The following is a 20827-nucleotide window of genomic DNA, read 5'->3' as shown; positions in this document are numbered from 1 at the left end:
AAATGACACAATTAAAAAAGACAAGCGTACGGAAAGAGCTGCGGACTGAGCAGCCGTCCATTTACTCTTTTGAATTAGATGAAATCAAACAATGGCTGACCGAGAATGGCGAAAAGCCGTTCCGCGCAGCACAGATTTTTGAATGGCTTTATGAGAAGCGGGTTTCTTCATTTGATGAAATGACAAACCTCTCAAAAAGTCTGCGTGAAAAACTCGAGAGCAATTTTGTGCTGACAACGCTGAAAACGGCTGTAAAACAGACATCTCAAGACGGCACGATGAAATTTTTATTTGAGCTTCATGACGGTTATACGATCGAAACGGTTTTAATGAGACACGAGTATGGTAATTCTGTATGTGTAACGACACAGGTCGGCTGCCGGATCGGCTGCACATTTTGCGCGTCAACGCTCGGCGGACTGAAACGGAATCTTGAAGCGGGAGAAATCGTCGCTCAAGTCGTGAAAGTGCAAAAGGCGCTTGATGAAACGGATGAACGCGTCAGCTCAGTCGTCATCATGGGAATCGGAGAGCCGTTTGATAATTTCAATGAAATGCTCGCTTTCTTAAAAATCATTAACCACGATAAAGGGCTGAACATCGGAGCGCGTCATATCACAGTTTCCACCAGCGGAATCATTCCGAAGATTTACGATTTCGCCGATCAAAAAATGCAGATCAATTTCGCGATTTCTCTGCATGCTCCGAATACGGAAATCAGAAGCCGTCTGATGCCGATTAACAAAGCCTATAAGCTTCCTGACCTTATGGAGGCCGTCATATATTACATCGAGAAAACAGGCAGACGGATCAGCTTTGAATACGGGCTGTTCGGCGGCGTAAATGATCAGGTCGAACATGCAGAAGAGCTTGCAGAACTGTTAAAAGACGTGAAATGCCATGTCAATTTAATTCCGGTAAACTATGTGCCTGAACGGGATTACGTCCGCACACCGAGAGATCAGATTTTCGCATTCGAAAAAACGTTAAAATCCCGCGGTGTAAATGTCACGATCAGAAGAGAGCAAGGCCATGACATTGACGCGGCCTGCGGTCAGCTTCGCGCGAAGGAGCGTCAAGACGAGACGAGGTGAAGAGGTTGATTACAGCCTTGAAAACAGATACAGGTAAAGTCCGCCGGCATAATGAAGATGCGGCAGGCATTTTCACAAAAGAAGACGCGGTGCTTGCGGTTGTCGCCGACGGCATGGGCGGTCATCTTGCCGGAGATGTAGCGAGCAGGATGGCGGTTGCGGCGATGGAAGAGCAGTGGAACCGGACCGAAACGGTTCCTTCTCTGCCGTCTGCTTGCGAGGATTGGCTGAAAGACCGGATTCATGAGGCGAATGTCAAAGTACATGACCACGCTAAAGCGAATGAAGAATGCCGGGGAATGGGAACCACCGTTGTTTGCGCCTTATTCACCGGGAAGTTTGTCACTGTGGCTCATATCGGTGACAGCCGGTGCTACCTGCTTCAAGAGGGGGAATTCACTCAGCTGACTGAGGACCATTCGCTTGTGAATGAGCTGGTCAAGACGGGGGAAATTTCGAAAGAGGACGCCGAGCACCATCCGCGGAAAAATGTATTGACGAGAGCGCTGGGGACAGATGAAACCATCAGTCCCGACGCCCGTTCTTTTGAACTGTCTGACGGCGATCAGCTGCTTTTATGCTCTGACGGACTGTCAAATAAAATAGAAGATCACGAAATCAAACAAATGCTTCAAGCCGAATCTGATCCTCAGGAAAAAGTAGACCTTCTCATCAGCAAAGCGAATCAAAACGGCGGCGAAGATAACATCACGGCTGTGTTGATTGAGTTTTCCGCAGATGCAAAAGAGGGTGAAGACAAGTGCTAACCGGCAAGCGGATCAGCGGGCGTTATCATATCCTCCGGCCCATTGGCGGCGGCGGAATGGCAAACGTTTTTTTAGCTGAGGACATCATTCTCGAACGTGAAGTCGCAATTAAAATTCTGCGGTTTGACTTTGTGAATGACATTGATTTTATCAGGCGTTTCAGAAGAGAAGCACAGTCGGCATCAAGCCTCGATCATCCGAATATCGTCAGTATTTACGATATCGGGGAGGAAGGCGATATTTATTACATTGTCATGGAATATGTGGAAGGCATGACATTAAAGGAATACATAAACGCACACGGACCGCTTCATCCGAAAGAAGCGCTGTCCGTTATGGAGCAGATCGTCTCGGCCATCGCCCATGCCCATCAAAACCATATCGTGCACCGGGATATTAAACCGCACAATATATTGATAGATCATTTAGGGCATATCAAGGTGACGGATTTCGGCATCGCCACAGCGCTTACGTCTACGACAATCACACATACGAATTCTGTGCTGGGCTCGGTTCATTATTTGTCTCCGGAGCAGGCGAGAGGCGGTCTGGCAACGAAAAAATCAGATATTTACGCGCTCGGCATCGTGCTGTTTGAGCTTTTAACAGGTAAAATTCCTTTTGACGGAGAATCAGCCGTCAGCATAGCGCTAAAGCATCTGCAAACAGAAACGCCTTCTGCCAGAAAGTGGAACCCTTCCATTCCGCAGAGCGTCGAAAACATTATTTTAAAGGCAACCGCTAAAGACCCGTTTCACCGCTATGAAAGCGCCGAGGACATGGAAGCGGACATCAGAACGGCTTTTGACGCCGGCAGGCTGAATGAACAAAAATTTTCCGTGCAGGATGATGAGGAAATGACAAAAGCCATTCCCGTCATTACTGACGGCGCAAAAGCCGCGCCTCAGGCGGAAACGCCGGGGGAGACAGATGATAAGGAACAGCAGCCCGCCAAAAAGAAAAAACGGAAATGGCCGTGGGTTTTGCTGGCCGTCTGTTTCATTTTCATTATGGCGGCTGTTCTTGCGGTCACCGTGTTCCCGTCTTTGTTTATGCCTAAAGATGTAAGCGTCCCCGACGTACGAGGCATGAAGTACGAAAAAGCGGAAGCCCTGCTTGAAAAGAACGGGCTCCGGGCGGATCCTGATATAACGGACATTGAAGATGAAAAAATAGAAGAGGAATTAATGGTCAAAACGGACCCAAAAGCGGGGTCTACCGTTAAAGAAGGCTCTTCTGTAAAACTGTACAAAAGCATCGGAAAACCGAAAACCCAGCTGATCGACGTGAAAGGACGGCAGATCGGCGACGCAAAAAAAGCGCTGAAGGAAAAAGGCTTCAAACATGTCAATGTCAAAGAAGAGAACGATGACAGTGAGGCCGGCACCGTAATTGATCAGAACCCGTCAGCCGGCACCGACATGGTCGCAAGCGACGATGAAGTCAATCTAACGGTCAGCCTCGGCCCGGCGGACGTTACGCTGAGGGACTTAAAGACTTACAGCAAAGAAGCGGCTTCAGGGTATCTTGAAGATAACGGCCTGCAGCTTGTTGAAAAACAAGCCCATTCAGATGACGTGCCAAAAGGACAAGTCATGAAACAAGAGCCGTCAGCCGGCACTGCGGTTAAGCCGGGAAGTAATGTTGAAGTGACGTTCTCGCTCGGACCTGAAGAAAAACCGGCGAAAACGGTAAAAGAAAAAATCAGCATTCCTTACGAACCCGAACATGAAGGGGACGAGCTTGAAGTGCAAATCGCCATCGATGATAAGGACCACAGCATCTCTGATACGTATGACTCATTTAAAATAAAAGAGCCGACTGAAAAAACAATTGAACTGAAGATTGATCAGGGACAGAAGGGGTATTATCAAGTGATGGTCGATCATAAAGTCGTCAGCTACAAAACGATTGAATACCCGAAAGATAATGACTGACAAGGAGGGACCCTATGCCTGAGGGCAAAATTATAAAAGCGTTAAGCGGATTCTATTATGTCTTGGATGAATCACAGGACAAGATCATTCAATGCAGGGGCCGGGGCATTTTCAGAAAAAATAAAATAACGCCCCTGGTCGGCGATTATGCCGTTTATCAGGCTGAAAATGATAAAGAAGGCTACCTGCTGGAAATCAAAGAACGAACAAACGAGCTGATCAGGCCGCCAATTTCAAATGTCGATCAGGCCGTTCTTGTCTTTTCTGCCGTTCAGCCGGCGTTCAGCACGTCTTTATTGGACCGTTTTCTCGTCCTTGTGGAAGCCAACGGCATTCACCCGATCATCTGCATAACCAAAATGGACTTAGCTGCAGACGGGGAATCGAAAGAGGCGATACTTTCTTACGTGCAAGACTATCAGGCGATCGGTTATGACGTATATGTGACGTCATCAAAAGAAAACAGCGGCTTAACAGGCATTGTGAAACACTTCGAGAACAAAACGACGGTGTTTGCCGGTCAGTCCGGAGTCGGAAAATCTTCGCTTTTAAATGCGATCAGCCCGGAGCTTGAGCTGAAAACAAATGAGATTTCCGCGCATTTGGGACGCGGAAAACATACGACGCGCCATGTGGAGCTCATTCATACATCAGGCGGTCTGGTGGCGGATACTCCGGGGTTCAGTTCGCTTGAATTTACCGGCATTGAGGAAGAAGAGCTGGGCAGCACGTTCCCTGAGATCAGAGAAATAAGCGCCTCTTGCAAATTCAGAGGCTGTCTGCATCTTAAAGAGCCGAAATGCGCGGTAAAGCAAGCGGTGGAAGAAGGAGAGATTCAGCCGTACCGCTATGAGCATTACAAAGAATTTATGCAGGAAATAAAAGAGAGAAAGCCGAGGTATTAATATGATTAAGGTTGCGCCATCAATTCTTTCCGCCGATTTTGCTTCACTGGGCGAGGAAATTAAAGACGTGGAAAAAGGAGGGGCGGACTATATCCATATTGATGTCATGGATGGCCATTTCGTCCCTAACATTACAATCGGGCCGCTTATCGTTGAAGCCGTCCGTCCGGTGACTGATCTGCCGCTGGATGTCCATCTTATGATTGAAAACCCGGACCGCTACATCCCGGCATTCGCAAAAGCCGGTGCGGACATCCTTTCCGTTCATGCTGAGGCGTGTCCGCATCTTCACCGGACCATTCAATTGATAAAAGAGCAGGGAGTAAAAGCGGGAGTTGTGCTCAATCCGCATACGCCCGTCCACATGATTGAACATGTGATCGAGGAGCTTGACCTTGTGCTGTTAATGACGGTTAACCCCGGTTTTGGCGGACAGCGCTTCATTCATTCGGTTCTGCCGAAAATCCGTCAGGTGAAACAGCTGGCTGAGGAGAAAGGCCTGTCTGAGCTTTTAATCGAGGTGGACGGAGGCGTTAATAAAGAAACAGCCCCTTTATGCGCTGAAGCGGGCGCCAATCTGCTTGTTGCCGGGTCTGCCGTATATAATCAGCCGGATCGGAAAAAAGCCATCGCTGACATCCGAAACGCATCATAAACATGCTGAAAAAGAGCCCGGTGAAAGCCGCCGGCTCTTTTCGCGTCTAAGAGAGAGGATAACATATGAAGATAATCAATATCGTTGCGGGCGGCCCGCGGGAGCTTATTCCCGATCTATCCGAATACACTGACGGAGATACGACGTGGATCGGAGTCGATAAAGGGACGGTTGCTCTTTTGGAAGCCGGAATCATTCCGCAGGAAGCTTTCGGTGATTTTGACAGCATTACGGAAGAGGAGCTCATGCAGATTCAAAAAGCGGCGCCGGCCCTCCATGTGTATCAGGCGGAAAAAGATTATACCGATCTTGAACTCGCCCTTGACTGGGCTTTACAAAAAGAACCGGAAACCATTCGGATATTCGGTGTGACGGGCGGAAGAGCCGATCACTTTTTAGGGAACATCCAGCTGCTGTATAAAGCCTTACATAAGAATACCGATGTCGAGCTGATCGACCGGCAGAATGACATTCAGATGTTCGGGCCCGGCCGTTATACAATTGAAGAAAAAGCGAGCAGACGCTATATTTCTTTCATTCCGTTTACGGAAGCGGCAGACGGCCTGACACTCGACGGTTTTAAATATCCCCTTGATAATTGTCATATTCCTCTGGGTTCCACACTATGTATTAGTAACGAACTCATTCATTCACGAGGTACTTTTTCGTTTGCAAAAGGCATATTAATAATGGTAAGGAGCGCGGATTAGAAAAGCGGCTTCTGCCATATGCGGAAAAAACCATGAATCCTAAAGTGATGAACGCAGCGGATACGGGACTTATAGGAGGGGACAAAATGAAATTTTATACCATTAAATTGCCGAAGTTTTTAGGAGGAATTGTCCGGGCGATGCTGGGCTCATTTAGAAAAGAGTAAGCCCAAGAAGCTGAAATTGCCCTCTTTGAACGCATAAAAAACGCCTGCCGCATAAAAGGGCAGGCGTTCATTTTTGCTTATACACGCTCAACTTTACCGGATTTTAAAGCCCGGGCAGATACATATACTTTTTTAGGTTTGCCGTCAACGAGGATGCGGACCTTTTGAAGGTTGGCGCCCCAAGTACGCTTAGAAGCGTTCATTGCGTGAGAACGGTTGTTTCCGGCTTTTGTTTTTTTACCTGTAATAAAACATTTACGTGCCATTTGTTTCCCTCCTAACTGCGCGAAACATCTTTTCAAACATAGTGTCTCAGATGCTTTCGTTATACAATACTTTAAATAATTTACCACAGCTAAAAACCGTTTGCAACTATTGTTTCCCTTACTTTCAAGAAAAATCACTTGACATGTAAAACCAATCACATTTCCGCGCTGAAGGCCGCTGTCTGTATCTTTTCTTTTCATAATGGGATACATATAGTAGAATAATGATAACTCTATGCACCTGAAGGAGGAACCTGTGTGTCCATTGAAATGAAGACAAAATACGGACAGATTGATATATCCAACGAAGTCATCGCAATGGTTGCCGGAGGCGCTGCCATTGACTGTTACGGAATAGTGGGGATGGCCTCAAAAAACCAGATTAAAGACGGTTTGTCTGAAATCCTCCGGAGAGAGAACTTCGCAAAAGGCGTACATGTCCGTCAGGAAGCCGAACAAATACATATCGACATGTACATTATTGTCAGCTACGGCACTAAAATATCCGAAGTAGCCCACAATGTTCAGACGAAGGTAAAATACACAGTAAATCAAACAATCGGACTTGCAGTTGATTCTGTAAATATTTATGTCCAAGGCGTACGAGTAACGAACCCGTAGTGAGGAGGATGAGTATTGTCTAGACGAAACTTAGATGGGAGAGCTTTTGCGGCAATGATTCTGGCGGGGGCTGAGACATTGTCTCAAAACGCATCCGCGGTGGATGCGCTGAACGTGTTTCCCGTGCCTGACGGCGATACCGGAACAAATATGAATTTATCGATGTCATCCGGTGCAAGAGAGGTAGAGCACATTGACTCACCCGACATCGGCAAAGTCGGCATCGCCCTGTCAAAAGGCCTGCTTATGGGGGCGAGAGGAAACTCAGGGGTGATCTTGTCCCAATTATTCAGAGGTTTCACAAAGAGCATTGAAAACAAAAACCAAATAGACGCCAAAGAATTTGCCGCAGCACTCCAAGCGGGAGTGGATATGGCATATAAGGCGGTCATGAAACCGGTTGAAGGTACGATTTTAACCGTGGCCAAGGATGCGGCTAAAAAAGCGGTCGCCTCGGCTAAAGAAGAAACCGATATCATTGCTCTCATGGAGGCCGTTATTGAAGAAGCGGAAGCGTCGCTGAACCGCACGCCGGATCTGCTTCCTGTTTTAAAGGACGTCGGTGTCGTTGACAGCGGCGGAAAAGGTCTGCTTTGTGTATATGAAGGCTTTTTGGCTGCTTTAAAAGGAGAGGCCGTACCGAAAAAAGCGGTTCTTCCGGCACTCGATGATATGGTGAATGCCGAGCATCATAAAAGCGCGCAGAGCATGCTGAGTACAGAAGACATTGAATTCGGATTTTGTACGGAAGTGATGGTAAGGCTGGATCAAGATAAACGGACGTTCAAGGAAGAGACGTTCAGAAACGAACTGAGCCGTTTCGGCGATTCATTGCTGGTCGTGGCTGATGATACGCTTGCGAAAGTTCATATTCATGCCGAAGAACCAGGGAACGTACTCAATCTCGCACAGCGTTACGGCGATTTGATTAAAATTAAAATTGAAAACATGAGGGAACAGCATACTTCAATCATCAGCCAAGAACATGATGAAAAAAAGCCGGCCGGCGTTATGAAAGAAGCCCGCAAGCCTTTTGGCATCGTGACTGTGGCAATGGGAGAGGGCATTTCTGAATTGTTTACGAGCATCGGCGCTTCACACGTAATCGAAGGCGGCCAGACAATGAATCCGAGCACGGAAGATATTGTTGAAGCCGTTCAGTCTGTCAATGCGGAGACGGTTTTCATTCTTCCGAACAATTCCAATATTGTGATGGCTGCCAATCAGGCGGCGAGCGTGGCTGAAGAAAATGTCATTGTCATTCCGGCAAAAACGGTCCCTCAAGGCATGACCGCCCTGCTTGCGTTTAACCCTGACCAGCCGGCTGACGTAAATGAAGCCAATATGCTTGAGGCCATCCGGAATGTGAAAAGCGGACAGGTGACATATTCAGTCAGAGACACCCATATCGACGGCAAGGATATTAAAAAAGGTGATTTTATCGGCATTTTAAACAGTTCAATTATCGGCAGCGCCGAAGATCGGATAAGTGCGGCGAAATTGCTGCTGGATGAAATGATCGGGGAAGAAGATGAAATCGTCACCATCCTGTACGGAGAGGACGCGCCGGAAGAAGAAGCTGAGAAACTCGCTGAGTATATTGCTAGCGTCTGTGAAGATATCGAGGTTGAAATCCATAACGGCAGACAGCCTCTGTATCCATATATATTTGCGGCAGAATAGAAGGGCTTATCAGGCCCTTCTATTCTTATGCCTTTATTTACCTGCGGCAGTGCGGCAGTGTGCCTGCTTGCCAATTGAGAAATGTTCAATTAGTCTAAAGAAAAGCGCTGAATGAAGTGATGTTAAGGAGGAGCAAACCAGCATGAAGTATAGAAGCGTTTTTGATATTATCGGCCCGGTAATGATCGGTCCGTCCAGTTCACATACCGCAGGCGCCGCCCGGATCGGCAGAGTGGCCAGAAGCTTATTCAGGCGGGAGCCCCGCCGGATCGTTGTGTCTTTTTACGGATCATTTGCGGAGACGTATAAGGGTCACGGCACTGATGTCGCGATTATCGGCGGCCTGCTTGATTTTGATACATTTGATGAACGGATTAAAACAGCGATTCAAATTGCGGAAGAGAAGGGCATATATGTAGAGTTCCGTACAGAGGATGCCGTGCCCGTTCATCCGAATACAGCGCGCATCGTCATTTCTGATGATGAGGGAGAGCTTGCCCTTACCGGTATTTCCATCGGAGGCGGAAAAATAGAAATCACGGAGCTCAACGGCTTTGAGCTGCGTTTGTCCGGAAACCATCCGGCTATTTTAGTCGTTCACAATGATAAATTCGGCACGATTGCAGGTGTTGCCAATGTGCTTGCGAAATTCTCCATCAACGTCGGACATATGGAAGTGGCGCGTAAGGACGTCGGCCAGCTTGCGCTGATGACGATTGAGGTCGATCAGAATATTGAAGAAGAAGTGCTTGACGAGCTTTCAACACTTCCTAATATTATACAGGTTACTAAGATAGCTGACTAAAAAGTCAGGAGGAAAATGACATGTTTCGTAATGTAAAAGAATTAATAGAAATCACTCAAGAAAAACAAATTCCGATTTCGGAAGTGATGATCACCCAAGAGATGGAAGTGACGCAAAAAACGCGGGAAGAAATCTTTCAAGGAATGGAGCGCAATCTCTCCGTCATGGAAGCAGCTGTTGAAAAAGGGCTGAAGGGCGTCACGAGTCAGACCGGTTTAACAGGCGGAGATGCCGTGAAACTTCAGGCATATATCCAATCGGGAAGAAGCCTGTCGGGCAATCTGATTTTAGACGCCGTTTCTAAAGCTGTGGCGACAAATGAAGTCAATGCGGCGATGGGAACGATCTGCGCTACACCGACCGCCGGCTCTGCCGGGGTCGTGCCGGGAACGTTATTCGCCGTAAAGCATAAGCTGCACCCTACGACAGAACAAATGATCCGTTTTCTGTTTACAGCCGGCGCGTTCGGTTTTGTCGTAGCAAATAATGCGAGTATTTCAGGAGCGGCAGGAGGCTGTCAGGCGGAAGTCGGGTCAGCATCAGGCATGGCAGCGGCTGCGATTGTGGAAATGGCGGGCGGAACGCCTCAGCAATCAGCGGAAGCAATGGCGATTACACTGAAAAATATGCTCGGTCTCGTATGTGACCCGGTCGCCGGATTGGTAGAAGTGCCGTGTGTCAAACGAAACGCAATGGGAGCATCCAACGCAATGATCGCGGCGGATATGGCGCTGGCCGGGATTACAAGCCGCATACCTTGCGATGAGGTGATTGACGCGATGTACAAAATCGGCCAGACGATGCCGACAGCACTGCGTGAAACGGGACAAGGCGGTTTAGCCGCGACACCGACGGGAAGAGAATTAGAGAAAAAAATTTTCGGAGGAGCGCTGAAATCAAGTGACACACCATCAGCAAACTAGTATAGCGGAAATTAAGGGCATTGGGCCGGAAACAGAAAAAACATTGCACGAACTTGGTATCTATGACATTTCTGATCTTCTGAATTATTTCCCTTACCGTTATGACGACTATGAGCTGAGGGATTTAGAAGAAGTAAAACATGAAGAAAGAGTGACGGTAGAAGGGAAGGTTCATTCAGAACCTTCTCTTACCTATTACGGCAAAAAACGAAACAGGCTGACATTCAGGGTGCTTGTCGGCAATTATTTAATTACCGCGGTCTGCTTTAACCGTCCCTACTTAAAAAAGAAACTGACGTTAGGTTCTGTCGTCACGATATCCGGGAAATGGGATAAACACAGACAGACCGTTTCCGTGCAGGAATTAAAAAACGGTCCTCATCAAGAAGATAAAAGCATTGAGCCTGTTTATTCCGTTAAAGAAAACGTCACCGTAAAAATGATGAGACGGTTTATTAAGGAAGCGCTGCAGCATCATTTGGACAGTGCGGCCGATCCGCTTCCTGAAAAATTGAGAATCCGCTACAAGCTTCCTGACTACAAACATGCCCTGCAGACGATGCATCAGCCTGAAACGCGGGAATCGTTACAGCAGGCAAGACGCCGGTTTGTTTACGAGGAATTCTTATTATTTCAGCTGAAAATGCAGGCGTTCCGTAAAGCGGAAAGGGAACAGTCAAAAGGCATCAGCCATGTGTTTCCTGCTGAAAAGCTCACCGCTTTCACAGACAGCCTGCCGTTTTCGCTCACAACCGCACAGACGCGTGTGCTTCGGGAAATTACCGCTGATATGACATCCCCTTACCGAATGAACCGTCTGCTGCAAGGTGATGTCGGTTCAGGGAAAACGGCCGTCGCCGCCATCGCTTTGTACGCTGCGATTTTGTCGGGGTATCAGGGGGCATTAATGGTGCCGACTGAAATTCTGGCCGAACAGCATGCAGATTCTCTCGTATCGTTGTTTGCAAATGAAGATGTAAATATCGCGCTTTTGACGAGTTCTGTCAAAGGAAAGCGGCGCAGGGAGCTTTTGGAGCGGCTTGCTCTCGGAGAGATTGATATTTTAGTAGGGACCCATGCTTTAATCCAGGATGAAGTGGAATTCAAAGCGCTGAGCCTTGTTATTACGGACGAGCAGCACCGGTTCGGGGTCGAACAGCGCAAAAAACTCAAGAATAAAGGTCAGGATCCGGATGTGCTGTTTATGACAGCCACCCCGATTCCGAGAACGCTGGCCATTACCGTCTTCGGAGAAATGGATGTTTCCGTAATAGATGAAATGCCCGCGGGGCGAAAACAAATCGAAACGTATTGGGTGAAACACGACATGCTGGAGCGGATTTTGGCTTTTATAGAAAAAGAGCTGAAGCAGGGAAGGCAAGCCTATATTATCTGCCCGCTCATTGAAGAGTCGGATAAACTGGATGTACAGAATGCGATTGACGTATATAACATGCTGTCTGACGTTTACCGCGGTAAATGGAATGTCGGCCTGATGCACGGGAAGCTCCATTCTGATGAAAAAGATCAGGTGATGAGAGAATTCAGCGCCAATCAATGTCAGGTACTTGTGTCAACAACCGTCGTAGAAGTCGGGGTGAACGTGCCGAATGCGACGATTATGGTCATCTATGACGCCGACCGTTTCGGGTTATCTCAGCTCCATCAGCTCCGCGGCCGGGTCGGGCGGGGAGACCACCAATCTTTCTGCATCTTGATGGCAGATCCGAAATCCGAAACCGGGAAGGAACGGATGAGAATCATGTCGGAGACAAACGACGGCTTCGAGCTGTCTGAAAAGGACCTTGAACTGCGCGGCCCCGGTGATTTCTTCGGAAAAAAACAGAGCGGTATGCCCGAGTTCAAGGTGGCGGATATGGTTCATGACTACAGAGCTTTGGAAACGGCCCGCCAGGATGCGGCCAATCTGGTGTCTTCAGAGGCGTTTTGGAAAGATGACGAATACCGCATGCTGCGCGGTCAATTACTTTCAAGCGGCGTCCTGGAAGGGGAGAAATTAAGCTGATTCTGCAAAATTCGGCGGCTTTCAAAAAACAATCATTGCATTCCAATCTATGAGATTATATACTACTATTAGTACCTAGTCTTAATTGTCCGGATGGTGTTTACAGATGAGAAGAAGCAAGAAAGAACGCCAAAAATTATTGCAGCAGACGATCAAATCGACACCCTTCATCACAGATGAAGAATTAGCGGGGAAATTCGGCGTCAGCATTCAGACGATCCGTTTAGACCGCTTAGAGCTCTCAATACCGGAGCTGAGGGAAAGAATTAAAAACGTGGCAGAACAAACGCTTGATGATGAAGTGAAATCACTGTCTTTAGACGAAGTGATCGGTGAAATTATTGATCTGGAGCTTGACGGCCAGGCCATTTCCATATTAGAAGTAAGACGCGAGCATGTCTTCAGCCGCAATCAAATTGCGCGGGGGCATCATTTGTTTGCGCAGGCGAACTCACTCGCCGTAGCCGTCATTGATGATGAGCTGGCGCTGACCGCAAGCGCAAATATCCGCTTTACAAGACAGGTGAAAGAAGGCGAGCGCGTCGTTGCGAAAGCCAAAGTGACGGCAGTCGAAAAAGAAAAAGGCAGAACGGTAGTTGAAGTCAACAGCTATGTGGGAGAAGAAGTCGTGTTCTCCGGCAGCTTTGACATGTACCGTTCAAAACAATCATAAAGGTGGAGCATGCATGAGAATAGCTGTAGATGCAATGGGGGGCGACAACGCACCCAAAGCTGTTATTGACGGAGTAATGAAGAGTATTGAGGCATTTGACGATCTTCATATTACGCTGGTCGGTGACAAGACAACGATAGAATCACACTTGCCAACAACATCAGACCGCATCACTGTGTTGCACGCCGATGAAGTGATTGAACCGACGGATGAACCGGTCCGCGCCGTACGCAGAAAGAAAAACTCTTCTATGGTGCTGATGGCGCAGGAAGTGGCTGAAAACAGAGCGGACGCCTGCATCTCAGCGGGGAATACGGGCGCACTCATGACAGCGGGACTGTTTATCGTCGGCAGAATTAAAGGAATCGACCGGCCTGCGCTTGCGCCGACGCTTCCGACCGTTTCAGGCGAGGGTTTCCTTCTTTTGGACGTGGGAGCCAATGTCGATGCCAAACCGGAGCATCTCGTCCAGTACGGAATTATGGGATCTGTATATGCCCGGCAGGTTCTCGGTATCAGCTCGCCCCGCGTCGGATTGTTAAATGTCGGCACGGAAGAAAAGAAAGGAAACGACCTGACAAAAAAGACGTTTGAATTATTAAAAGAAACAAACGTGAATTTTGTCGGAAACGTTGAGGCGAGAGACTTGCTCGAAGGCGCTGCTGACGTCATTGTCACAGACGGCTTTACGGGCAACGTCACGTTGAAAACATTGGAAGGTTCAGCGTTATCGATTTTCAAAATGCTGAAAGATACACTGACTTCAAGTTTTGTTTCTAAGCTCGCAGCGGGAGTGCTGAAGCCGAAGCTGATGGAAATGAAACTGAAAATGGACTATTCTGAGTACGGCGGGGCGAGTCTTTTCGGTTTGAAAGCGCCCGTCGTTAAAGCGCATGGCTCTTCTGACGCACGCGCTGTTTACCATGCGCTGCGCCAGGCGAGAGAAATGGTCAGCCAAAACGTGGCCGCATTTATAGAAGAAGAAGTAAAAGAAGAAAAAACAGATGAGTAGTCTGGAGGTTACCGCATCATGAGTAAGATTGCATTTTTATTTCCCGGACAGGGATCACAATATATCGGTATGGGAAAAGACCTGTACGAACGCGAAGAAGCGTCAAAACGTATTTTTGATGAAGCGGATGAAACGCTTGAAACAAAGCTGAGCTCGCTCATTTTTGAAGGCGACGCCGAAGAATTAACCCTTACATACAATGCGCAGCCTGCGCTGTTGACAACGAGCATCGCCGTATTGGAAAAGTTTAAAGAATCCGGCATCACGCCTGATTTCACCGCCGGCCACAGCCTCGGAGAATATTCGGCGCTTGTTGCGGCGGGAGCGATGACATTTAAGGATGCCGTTTACACGGTAAGAAAACGGGGAGAATTCATGAATGAAGCCGTGCCGGCCGGAGAAGGCGCCATGGCCGCTATTCTCGGCATGGATGCGGAGTCCTTGAAAAAGGTAACGGATCAAGTGACGGAAAACGGTCATCTCGTACAGCTTGCAAACTTGAACTGCCCCGGCCAGATCGTCATTTCCGGAACGGCAAAAGGCGTGGAGCTGGCTTCAGAAGAAGCGAAAAACAACGGAGCAAAACGGGCAATCCCATTAGAAGTAAGCGGACCGTTCCATTCTGAATTAATGAAGCCGGCAGCGCAAAAACTCGAGGAGGTGCTCAGCGCCTGTGAGTTAAAAAATGCGGCTGTTCCCGTGATTTCAAACGTTTCGGCTGACGTTATGACAGAAAAAGACGATATCAAGAAAAAACTGATCGAACAGCTGTATTCACCTGTTCGCTTTGAAGAAACCATTAACAAACTGATTGACGAAGGTGTCACGACGTTTGTTGAAATCGGGCCGGGAAAAGTGCTTTCAGGCCTTGTGAAAAAAGTGAACCGCCGCCTTAAAACAATCGCGGTTTCTGACCATGAAACCATCGAACTGGCGATTCAAACGCTGAAGGAGGAGAATCAGGATGCTTAATGAAAAAACAGCAGTGGTAACGGGAGCGTCCCGCGGAATCGGGCGGGCGATCGCGCTTGATCTTGCGAAAAACGGCTGTAACGTAGTAGTCAACTACTCCGGGAATGAAGCGAAAGCGAACGAAGTCGTAGATGAAATCAAATCTTTGGGCCGAAACGCGATCGCGGTAAAAGCCGATGTATCAAATTCCGAAGAAGTACAAAACATGATGAAAGAGGCTGTCGCTGCATTTTCTTCAATCGACATTCTCGTGAACAATGCGGGGATCACAAAAGACAATCTTCTGATGAGAATGAAAGAAAATGAATGGGATGACGTCATTAACATTAACTTAAAAGGTGTATTCAACTGCACGAAAGCCGTGACAAGACAGATGATGAAACAGCGCTCCGGCCGGATTATCAACGTATCATCAATCGTCGGCGTCAGCGGAAACCCCGGCCAGGCGAACTATGTGGCGGCAAAAGCCGGTGTAATCGGCTTAACGAAGTCATCAGCCAAAGAGCTTGCGAGCCGAAATATTACGGTCAATGCCATTGCTCCGGGCTTTATTTCCACAGATATGACGGACAAGCTTTCTAAAGAAGTCCAAGATGAAATGCTGAAGCAGATTCCGCTCGCGCGTTTCGGTGATCCTTCCGATATCAGCAGCGTTGTTACGTTCCTTGCTTCTGAAGGATCGCGTTATATGACGGGCCAAACCCTTCATATTGACGGCGGAATGGTGATGTAAAGATTTGTTTTTAAAATTTCATCCTAGTTTCTCTAGTTTTTTAAAAACGAATCCTCTATAATACTTGAGGGGAGGTGAATTGCTATGGCAGATACATTAGAGCGTGTAACGAAAATCATCGTAGACCGCCTTGGCGTTGATGAAGCTGACGTCAAACTTGAAGCTTCTTTCAAGGAAGACTTAGGTGCTGATTCCCTAGATGTAGTTGAGCTTGTTATGGAACTTGAAGACGAGTTTGATATGGAGATTTCTGACGAAGATGCTGAAAAGATTGCAACAGTCGGCGACGCTGTGAACTACATACAAAACCAGCAATAAGCTGATGCTAAAAGTCCCGCCTGACAGCGGGGCTTTAGCCCTTTAATCGTTCGGTTACCGGCGTCTGACGCTGTACGCGCTGCCGATTCCGTTTACGGCGGGGAGCGCGGTGAACCTGATGTGCCTATGGAGGTTACTATGTCAAAACACTCACATTTTAAAGATAAAAAAAAGTTCTATAAAAAAATAGAGCAATTTAAAGAGTTCCAAGAACGGATTTCGGTTCATTTTCAAAACGAGAAACTTTTGTATCAAGCATTTACACATTCATCTTATGTGAATGAGCATCGGAAAAAGCCGTATGAAGACAATGAAAGGCTTGAATTTTTAGGTGACGCTGTTTTGGAACTGACGATCTCCCAATTCTTATTTGCCAAATACCCGGCCATGAGTGAAGGAGATTTGACGAAGCTGAGAGCCGCTATCGTATGCGAGCCGTCACTCGTCTCACTTGCCCATGAATTGTCATTCGGCGATCTTGTTCTCTTGGGAAAAGGAGAAGAAATGACGGGCGGCAGAAAGCGTCCTGCGCTTTTAGCGGATGTGTTTGAAGCGTTTATCGGCGCACTGTATCTGGATCAGGGCCTTGACCCGGTTCAGCAATTCCTGAAAGTGTACGTGTTCCCTAAAATAAACGATGGTGCTTTTTCTCATGTGATGGATTTCAAAAGCCAGCTTCAAGAATTTGTACAGCGGGACGGAAAAGGATCGCTTGAGTACAAAATTCTCAATGAAAAAGGGCCTGCCCACAACCGGGAATTCGAGGCGCTAGTCTCTCTTAAAGGTGAGGCGCTCGGTATCGGGAACGGACGTTCCAAAAAAGAAGCCGAGCAGCATGCGGCACAGGAAGCTCTTGCAAAATTGCAAAAACATCATACGAAACAATAAAATCCCCCTGTATCCCTAGGGGGATTTCAGTATGTCTGCGCCTGATATAAGCGGGTGATTATGATAATATTGAGATACTTATACGATAAGGAGGATCTGGGATGTTCCTCAAACGTTTAGACGTTATAGGATTTAAATCATTTGCAGAACGGATATCCGTTGACTTTGTAAAAGGCGTCACGGCCGTTGTCGGTCCGAACGGCAGCGGAAAGAGCAACATTACCGAAGCCATCCGCTGGGTGCTCGGCGAACAATCAGCCCGCTCGCTTCGGGGCGGAAAAATGGAAGATATCATTTTTGCGGGAAGTGATTCGCGCAAGCGGCTGAACCTTGCCGAAGTCACGTTAACGCTTGATAATGAAGATCATTTTCTCCCGATCGATTACCACGAAGTCAGCGTGACGAGACGGGTGTACCGCTCCGGAGAGAGTGAATTTCTCATCAACAATCAGCAGTGCCGTTTGAAAGACATCATTGACTTATTTATGGACTCCGGGCTCGGAAAAGAAGCATTCTCTATTATCAGCCAGGGGAAAGTCGAAGAGATTCTCAGCAGCAAAGCGGAAGACCGCCGCAGTATTTTTGAAGAAGCGGCCGGCGTGCTGAAATATAAAACAAGAAAGAAAAAAGCGGAAAACAAACTGTTTGAGACGCAGGATAACTTAAACAGGGTGGAAGATATTCTCCACGAGCTTGAAGATCAGGTCGAACCGCTGAAAATCCAAGCATCAATCGCCAAAGACTACTTAGAAAAAAAGAAAGAGCTTGAGCATGTCGAAATTGCCCTTACCGCCTTTGACATCGAACAACTGCATGGCAGATGGTCGGGTTTAAAAGACAAGGTGCAGGCTGCTAAAGAAGAAGAATTGGCGGAATCATCGGCTCTATCCGCAAAAGAAGCGATGATAGAAGAGACGAGAGATAAAATCCACGCGCTTGATGAATCCGTCAACGAGCTGCAGCAGGTTCTGCTCGTGACAAGTGAAGAGCTGGAAAAGCTGGAAGGCCGGAAAGAAGTGCTGAAAGAGCGCAAAAAAAACGCCGCGCAAAACCGGGAACAGCTTGAGGAATCCGTTACACATTACACGAACAAAGAAGCCGAACTGAAAGCGGACATTGCAAAACAGTCTGCCGTCTATGATAAACTTCGTGCGGAAGTGAAGCGGTTAAACGCCCAAGTGAAAGAAAAGCAGCAGGCTCTCAGTCTGCATAATGAAAATGTAGATGAGAAAATTGAACAATTAAAAAGCGATTACTTTGAATTGTTAAACAGCCAGGCGTCGATTCGCAACGAGCTGCAGCTTTTAGATGACCAGATGTCCCAATCCGCGGTCCAGCAGGCGAGACTGACAGCAAACAATGAAAAATATCTTGAAGAACGTAACGATATTGCAGTCCGCAAAGCGGCGTGCGAAGAAGAATTGGCTGCCGTTGAAGAGGATATTCACAATCAGGTCGTCCGCTTTCGCGAAGTCCAGACAGCATATGAACAGAAAAAACGCCAATATGAAAAGAAAGAATCAGCGCTGTATCAGGCATATCAATTCGTCCAGCAGGCCAGATCCAAAAAAGATATGCTTGAAACGATGCAAGGCGATTTTTCAGGATTTTACCAAGGCGTAAAAGAAGTGCTGAAGCAGAAAGAGCAGCTCGGCGGCATCCGCGGCGCCGTTCTCGAACTGATTGCCACCGAACAAAAATATGAAACGGCGATCGAGATTGCACTCGGCGCAGCGGCGCAGCACGTTGTCACAGACGATGAGCAGGCGGCGCGGAAAGCGATTCAATATTTAAAACAGAATTCCTTCGGCCGCGCGACGTTCCTGCCGCTTACGGTTATGAAACCGCGCCAGCTCCAAACCCGTGATGAACAGACGGCTCAGAAGCATCCGTCTTTCCTCGGCACAGCGAGCGGGCTTGTCACATATGATGCCGCGTATCGGAATGTCATTCAAAACCTTCTCGGCACCGTGCTGATCACTGAAGATTTAAAAGGCGCGAATGAACTGGCCAAGCTTCTCGGGCACCGCTACCGCATCGTGACGCTTGAGGGTGATGTCGTCAATCCAGGCGGATCAATGACAGGCGGCGCGGTCAAAAAGAAAAACAATTCTCTGCTCGGCAGAAGTCGTGAGCTTGAGACGGTGACTGCGCGGCTTGCCGAAATGGAAGAAAAAACAGCTCTGCTCGAAAAAGAGGTCAAAACGCTGAAGCAGGCCATTCAAGAGCTTGAACATACGCTGAGCGGTCTCCGTGAAGACGGTGAATCTTACAGAACAAAGCAGCAGGATGTAAAAGGCAGGCTGTATGAACTCGAAGTCGCTGAAAAGAACATCAATACCCATCTGGAGCTTTACGATCAGGAGAAAGCATCACTGACGGAAAGCAGCCGGGAAAAAGAGACGCGCAAATCAGCTCTGGAAGAACAGCTGAGTGAGGCATCCGGCCAGCTGAAAGAGCTTGAGGAAGAGATGGAAAGGCTGACAAAACAAAAGCAGACCCTATCCTCAACAAAAGAAACGCTCTCTCATGAACTGACGGAATGTAAAGTGGCTGCTGCGAAAAAAGAACAGGCTTGTTCGAGTGAAGAAGACAACCTCAAACGGCTGAAAAAAGAGCTTGAAGAAACGCAGCTCGCTCTGAAAGAAACACGGGAAGATTTAAGCCTCCTGACCTCAGAAATGACGTCCAGCACAAGCGGTGAGGAGCAGCTTGAAGAAGCAGCCCATCACAAGCTTCACGATAAAACGAGAACGATCGAATTGATCGCCAGCCGGCGCGACCAGCGTGTGAAGCTCCAGCGGGCTCTTGATACGAACGAGCTTGAACTGAAAGAGATGAAGCGTCTGTATAAGCAAAAAACAGACATTCTGAAAGATGAAGAGGTAAAACTCGGCCGGATGGAAGTTGAGCTTGATAATCTCTTGCAGTATTTACGCGAGGAGTACAGCTTATCCTTTGAAGGAGCAAAAGAACAATATCAGCTCGAACTCGAGCCTGAAGAGGCGAGAAAACGGGTCAAACTGATCAAGCTTTCAATTGAAGAGCTCGGAACGGTCAATCTCGGCAGCATCGATGAATTTGAAAGAGTAAACGAACGGTATCAGTTTTTAACAGAGCAGAAAAATGACCTGACGGAAGCGAAAAACACACTGTTTCAAGTCATTGAAGAAATGGATTCTGAAATGACGAAGCGATTCCATGAAACGTTTATCCAGATCCGTTCTCAATTCAACGACGTGTTCCGTTCTTTATTCGGAGGAGGACGGGCTGAACTGAAGCTGACTGATCCGAATGATCTTCTTAATTCCGGGGTGGACATTATCGCGCAGCCTCCGGGCAAAAAACTGCAAAACTTAAATCTTTTGTCAGGGGGAGAACGGGCGCTGACTGCCATTGCCCTTTTATTCTCCATTCTGAAAGTAAGGCCCGTGCCGTTCTGCGTCCTTGATGAAGTGGAAGCTGCGCTTGATGAAGCCAATGTATTCAGGTTTGCGCAATATTTAAAAAAATACAGCGGCGACAGCCAGTTTATCGTCATCACCCACAGAAAAGGCACCATGGAAGAAGCGGATGTCCTCTACGGTGTTACGATGCAGGAATCCGGCGTTTCCCGAATGGTTTCGGTCAAACTGGAAGAAACAAAAGAATTCGTTCAGTAACGAGGAAAGA

At 47.7% G+C, this 20827-nt stretch carries 20 protein-coding genes; 19 read left to right on the top strand and 1 reads right to left on the bottom strand.

Annotation, left to right across the window (positions count from 1 at the left end):
• The first annotated feature begins 2 nt into the window (after positions 1–2).
• The 7 genes from rlmN to spoVM all read left to right on the top strand — a co-directional run bounded on the left by rlmN (position 3) and on the right by spoVM (position 6235).
• A complete protein-coding gene (rlmN, locus tag BZ167_RS01530) occupies positions 3–1094 on the top strand; it encodes a dual-specificity RNA methyltransferase RlmN (protein WP_062623347.1) in 1092 nt (363 codons plus the stop codon).
• 5 nt (positions 1095–1099) lie between these two features.
• The gene (locus BZ167_RS01525) at positions 1100–1861 is read left to right on the top strand and encodes a Stp1/IreP family PP2C-type Ser/Thr phosphatase (protein ID WP_007409750.1); all 762 of its coding nucleotides are present in this window, start codon (positions 1100–1102) and stop codon (positions 1859–1861) included.
• A complete protein-coding gene (gene pknB / locus BZ167_RS01520) occupies positions 1855–3798 on the top strand; it encodes a Stk1 family PASTA domain-containing Ser/Thr kinase (protein WP_062623348.1) in 1944 nt (647 codons plus the stop codon). The genes BZ167_RS01525 and pknB overlap by 7 nt, the downstream gene beginning before the upstream one ends.
• A gap of 14 nt (positions 3799–3812) precedes the next feature.
• A complete protein-coding gene (rsgA, locus tag BZ167_RS01515) occupies positions 3813–4703 on the top strand; it encodes a ribosome small subunit-dependent GTPase A (protein ID WP_033574582.1) in 891 nt (296 codons plus the stop codon).
• A gap of 1 nt (position 4704) precedes the next feature.
• The gene (gene rpe / locus BZ167_RS01510; RefSeq protein WP_062623349.1) at positions 4705–5358 is read left to right on the top strand and encodes a ribulose-phosphate 3-epimerase; all 654 of its coding nucleotides are present in this window, start codon (positions 4705–4707) and stop codon (positions 5356–5358) included.
• Between the two features lie 65 nt (positions 5359–5423).
• Entirely contained in the window at positions 5424–6068 is a 645-nt protein-coding gene (locus BZ167_RS01505; RefSeq protein WP_062623350.1) for a thiamine diphosphokinase, read from the top strand.
• Between the two features lie 86 nt (positions 6069–6154).
• A complete protein-coding gene (gene spoVM / locus BZ167_RS01500; RefSeq protein ID WP_003154329.1) occupies positions 6155–6235 on the top strand; it encodes a stage V sporulation protein SpoVM in 81 nt (26 codons plus the stop codon).
• Positions 6236–6312: 77 nt separating this feature from the next.
• Here the strand turns inward: spoVM and rpmB are convergent, their stop codons facing one another.
• Positions 6313–6501 carry a 50S ribosomal protein L28 gene (gene rpmB, locus BZ167_RS01495; protein ID WP_003154328.1) on the bottom strand — a complete coding sequence of 63 codons (189 nt, stop codon included), beginning with the start codon at positions 6499–6501 and terminating at the stop codon, positions 6313–6315.
• A gap of 258 nt (positions 6502–6759) precedes the next feature.
• On the opposite strand from rpmB, the gene BZ167_RS01490 reads away from it, so the two are divergent.
• The 12 genes from BZ167_RS01490 (at position 6760) to smc (ending at position 20817) form a co-directional block, all read left to right on the top strand.
• The gene (locus tag BZ167_RS01490; protein ID WP_003154327.1) at positions 6760–7122 is read left to right on the top strand and encodes an Asp23/Gls24 family envelope stress response protein; all 363 of its coding nucleotides are present in this window, start codon (positions 6760–6762) and stop codon (positions 7120–7122) included.
• Between the two features lie 15 nt (positions 7123–7137).
• Positions 7138–8805, top strand: a complete 1668-nt coding sequence (locus tag BZ167_RS01485; protein WP_060675459.1) for a DAK2 domain-containing protein — start codon at positions 7138–7140, stop codon at positions 8803–8805.
• A gap of 142 nt (positions 8806–8947) precedes the next feature.
• A complete protein-coding gene (sdaAB, locus tag BZ167_RS01480) occupies positions 8948–9610 on the top strand; it encodes an L-serine ammonia-lyase, iron-sulfur-dependent subunit beta (protein ID WP_003154325.1) in 663 nt (220 codons plus the stop codon).
• A 20-nt stretch (positions 9611–9630) separates the two neighbouring features.
• Positions 9631–10533 carry an L-serine ammonia-lyase, iron-sulfur-dependent, subunit alpha gene (gene sdaAA / locus BZ167_RS01475; RefSeq protein ID WP_012117539.1) on the top strand — a complete coding sequence of 301 codons (903 nt, stop codon included), beginning with the start codon at positions 9631–9633 and terminating at the stop codon, positions 10531–10533.
• Positions 10511–12559: an ATP-dependent DNA helicase RecG gene (gene recG / locus BZ167_RS01470; RefSeq protein WP_031378747.1), complete on the top strand. Its 2049-nt coding sequence runs from the start codon at positions 10511–10513 to the stop codon at positions 12557–12559. The genes sdaAA and recG overlap by 23 nt, the downstream gene beginning before the upstream one ends.
• 106 nt (positions 12560–12665) lie before the next feature.
• A complete protein-coding gene (fapR, locus tag BZ167_RS01465; RefSeq protein ID WP_003154320.1) occupies positions 12666–13232 on the top strand; it encodes a transcription factor FapR in 567 nt (188 codons plus the stop codon).
• A 13-nt stretch (positions 13233–13245) separates the two neighbouring features.
• Positions 13246–14244, top strand: a complete 999-nt coding sequence (gene plsX / locus BZ167_RS01460) for a phosphate acyltransferase PlsX (RefSeq protein WP_053573432.1) — start codon at positions 13246–13248, stop codon at positions 14242–14244.
• A gap of 18 nt (positions 14245–14262) precedes the next feature.
• Positions 14263–15216 (top strand): ACP S-malonyltransferase, encoded by a 954-nt coding sequence (gene fabD / locus BZ167_RS01455; RefSeq protein WP_007409759.1) that lies wholly within the window; start codon positions 14263–14265, stop codon positions 15214–15216.
• Positions 15209–15949 carry a 3-oxoacyl-[acyl-carrier-protein] reductase gene (gene fabG, locus BZ167_RS01450; protein ID WP_003154312.1) on the top strand — a complete coding sequence of 247 codons (741 nt, stop codon included), beginning with the start codon at positions 15209–15211 and terminating at the stop codon, positions 15947–15949. The genes fabD and fabG overlap by 8 nt, the downstream gene beginning before the upstream one ends.
• A gap of 84 nt (positions 15950–16033) precedes the next feature.
• Complete coding sequence (acpP, locus tag BZ167_RS01445; protein WP_003154310.1) at positions 16034–16267, top strand: acyl carrier protein; 234 nt, start codon at positions 16034–16036, stop codon at positions 16265–16267.
• A gap of 138 nt (positions 16268–16405) precedes the next feature.
• Positions 16406–17155: a ribonuclease III gene (gene rncS / locus BZ167_RS01440; RefSeq protein ID WP_007409760.1), complete on the top strand. Its 750-nt coding sequence runs from the start codon at positions 16406–16408 to the stop codon at positions 17153–17155.
• A 101-nt stretch (positions 17156–17256) separates the two neighbouring features.
• Positions 17257–20817, top strand: coding sequence for a chromosome segregation protein SMC (smc, locus tag BZ167_RS01435; RefSeq protein WP_053573433.1), 3561 nt, complete (start codon positions 17257–17259; stop codon positions 20815–20817).
• Positions 20818–20827 lie beyond the last annotated feature (10 nt).

The sequence above is a fragment of the Bacillus sp. 275 genome, from assembly GCF_001999205.1.
Lineage (GTDB): Bacteria > Bacillota > Bacilli > Bacillales > Bacillaceae > Bacillus > Bacillus velezensis.
Note: the sequence above shows the minus strand (reverse complement) of the source record. Positions and strands in the feature narration are given on the sequence as shown.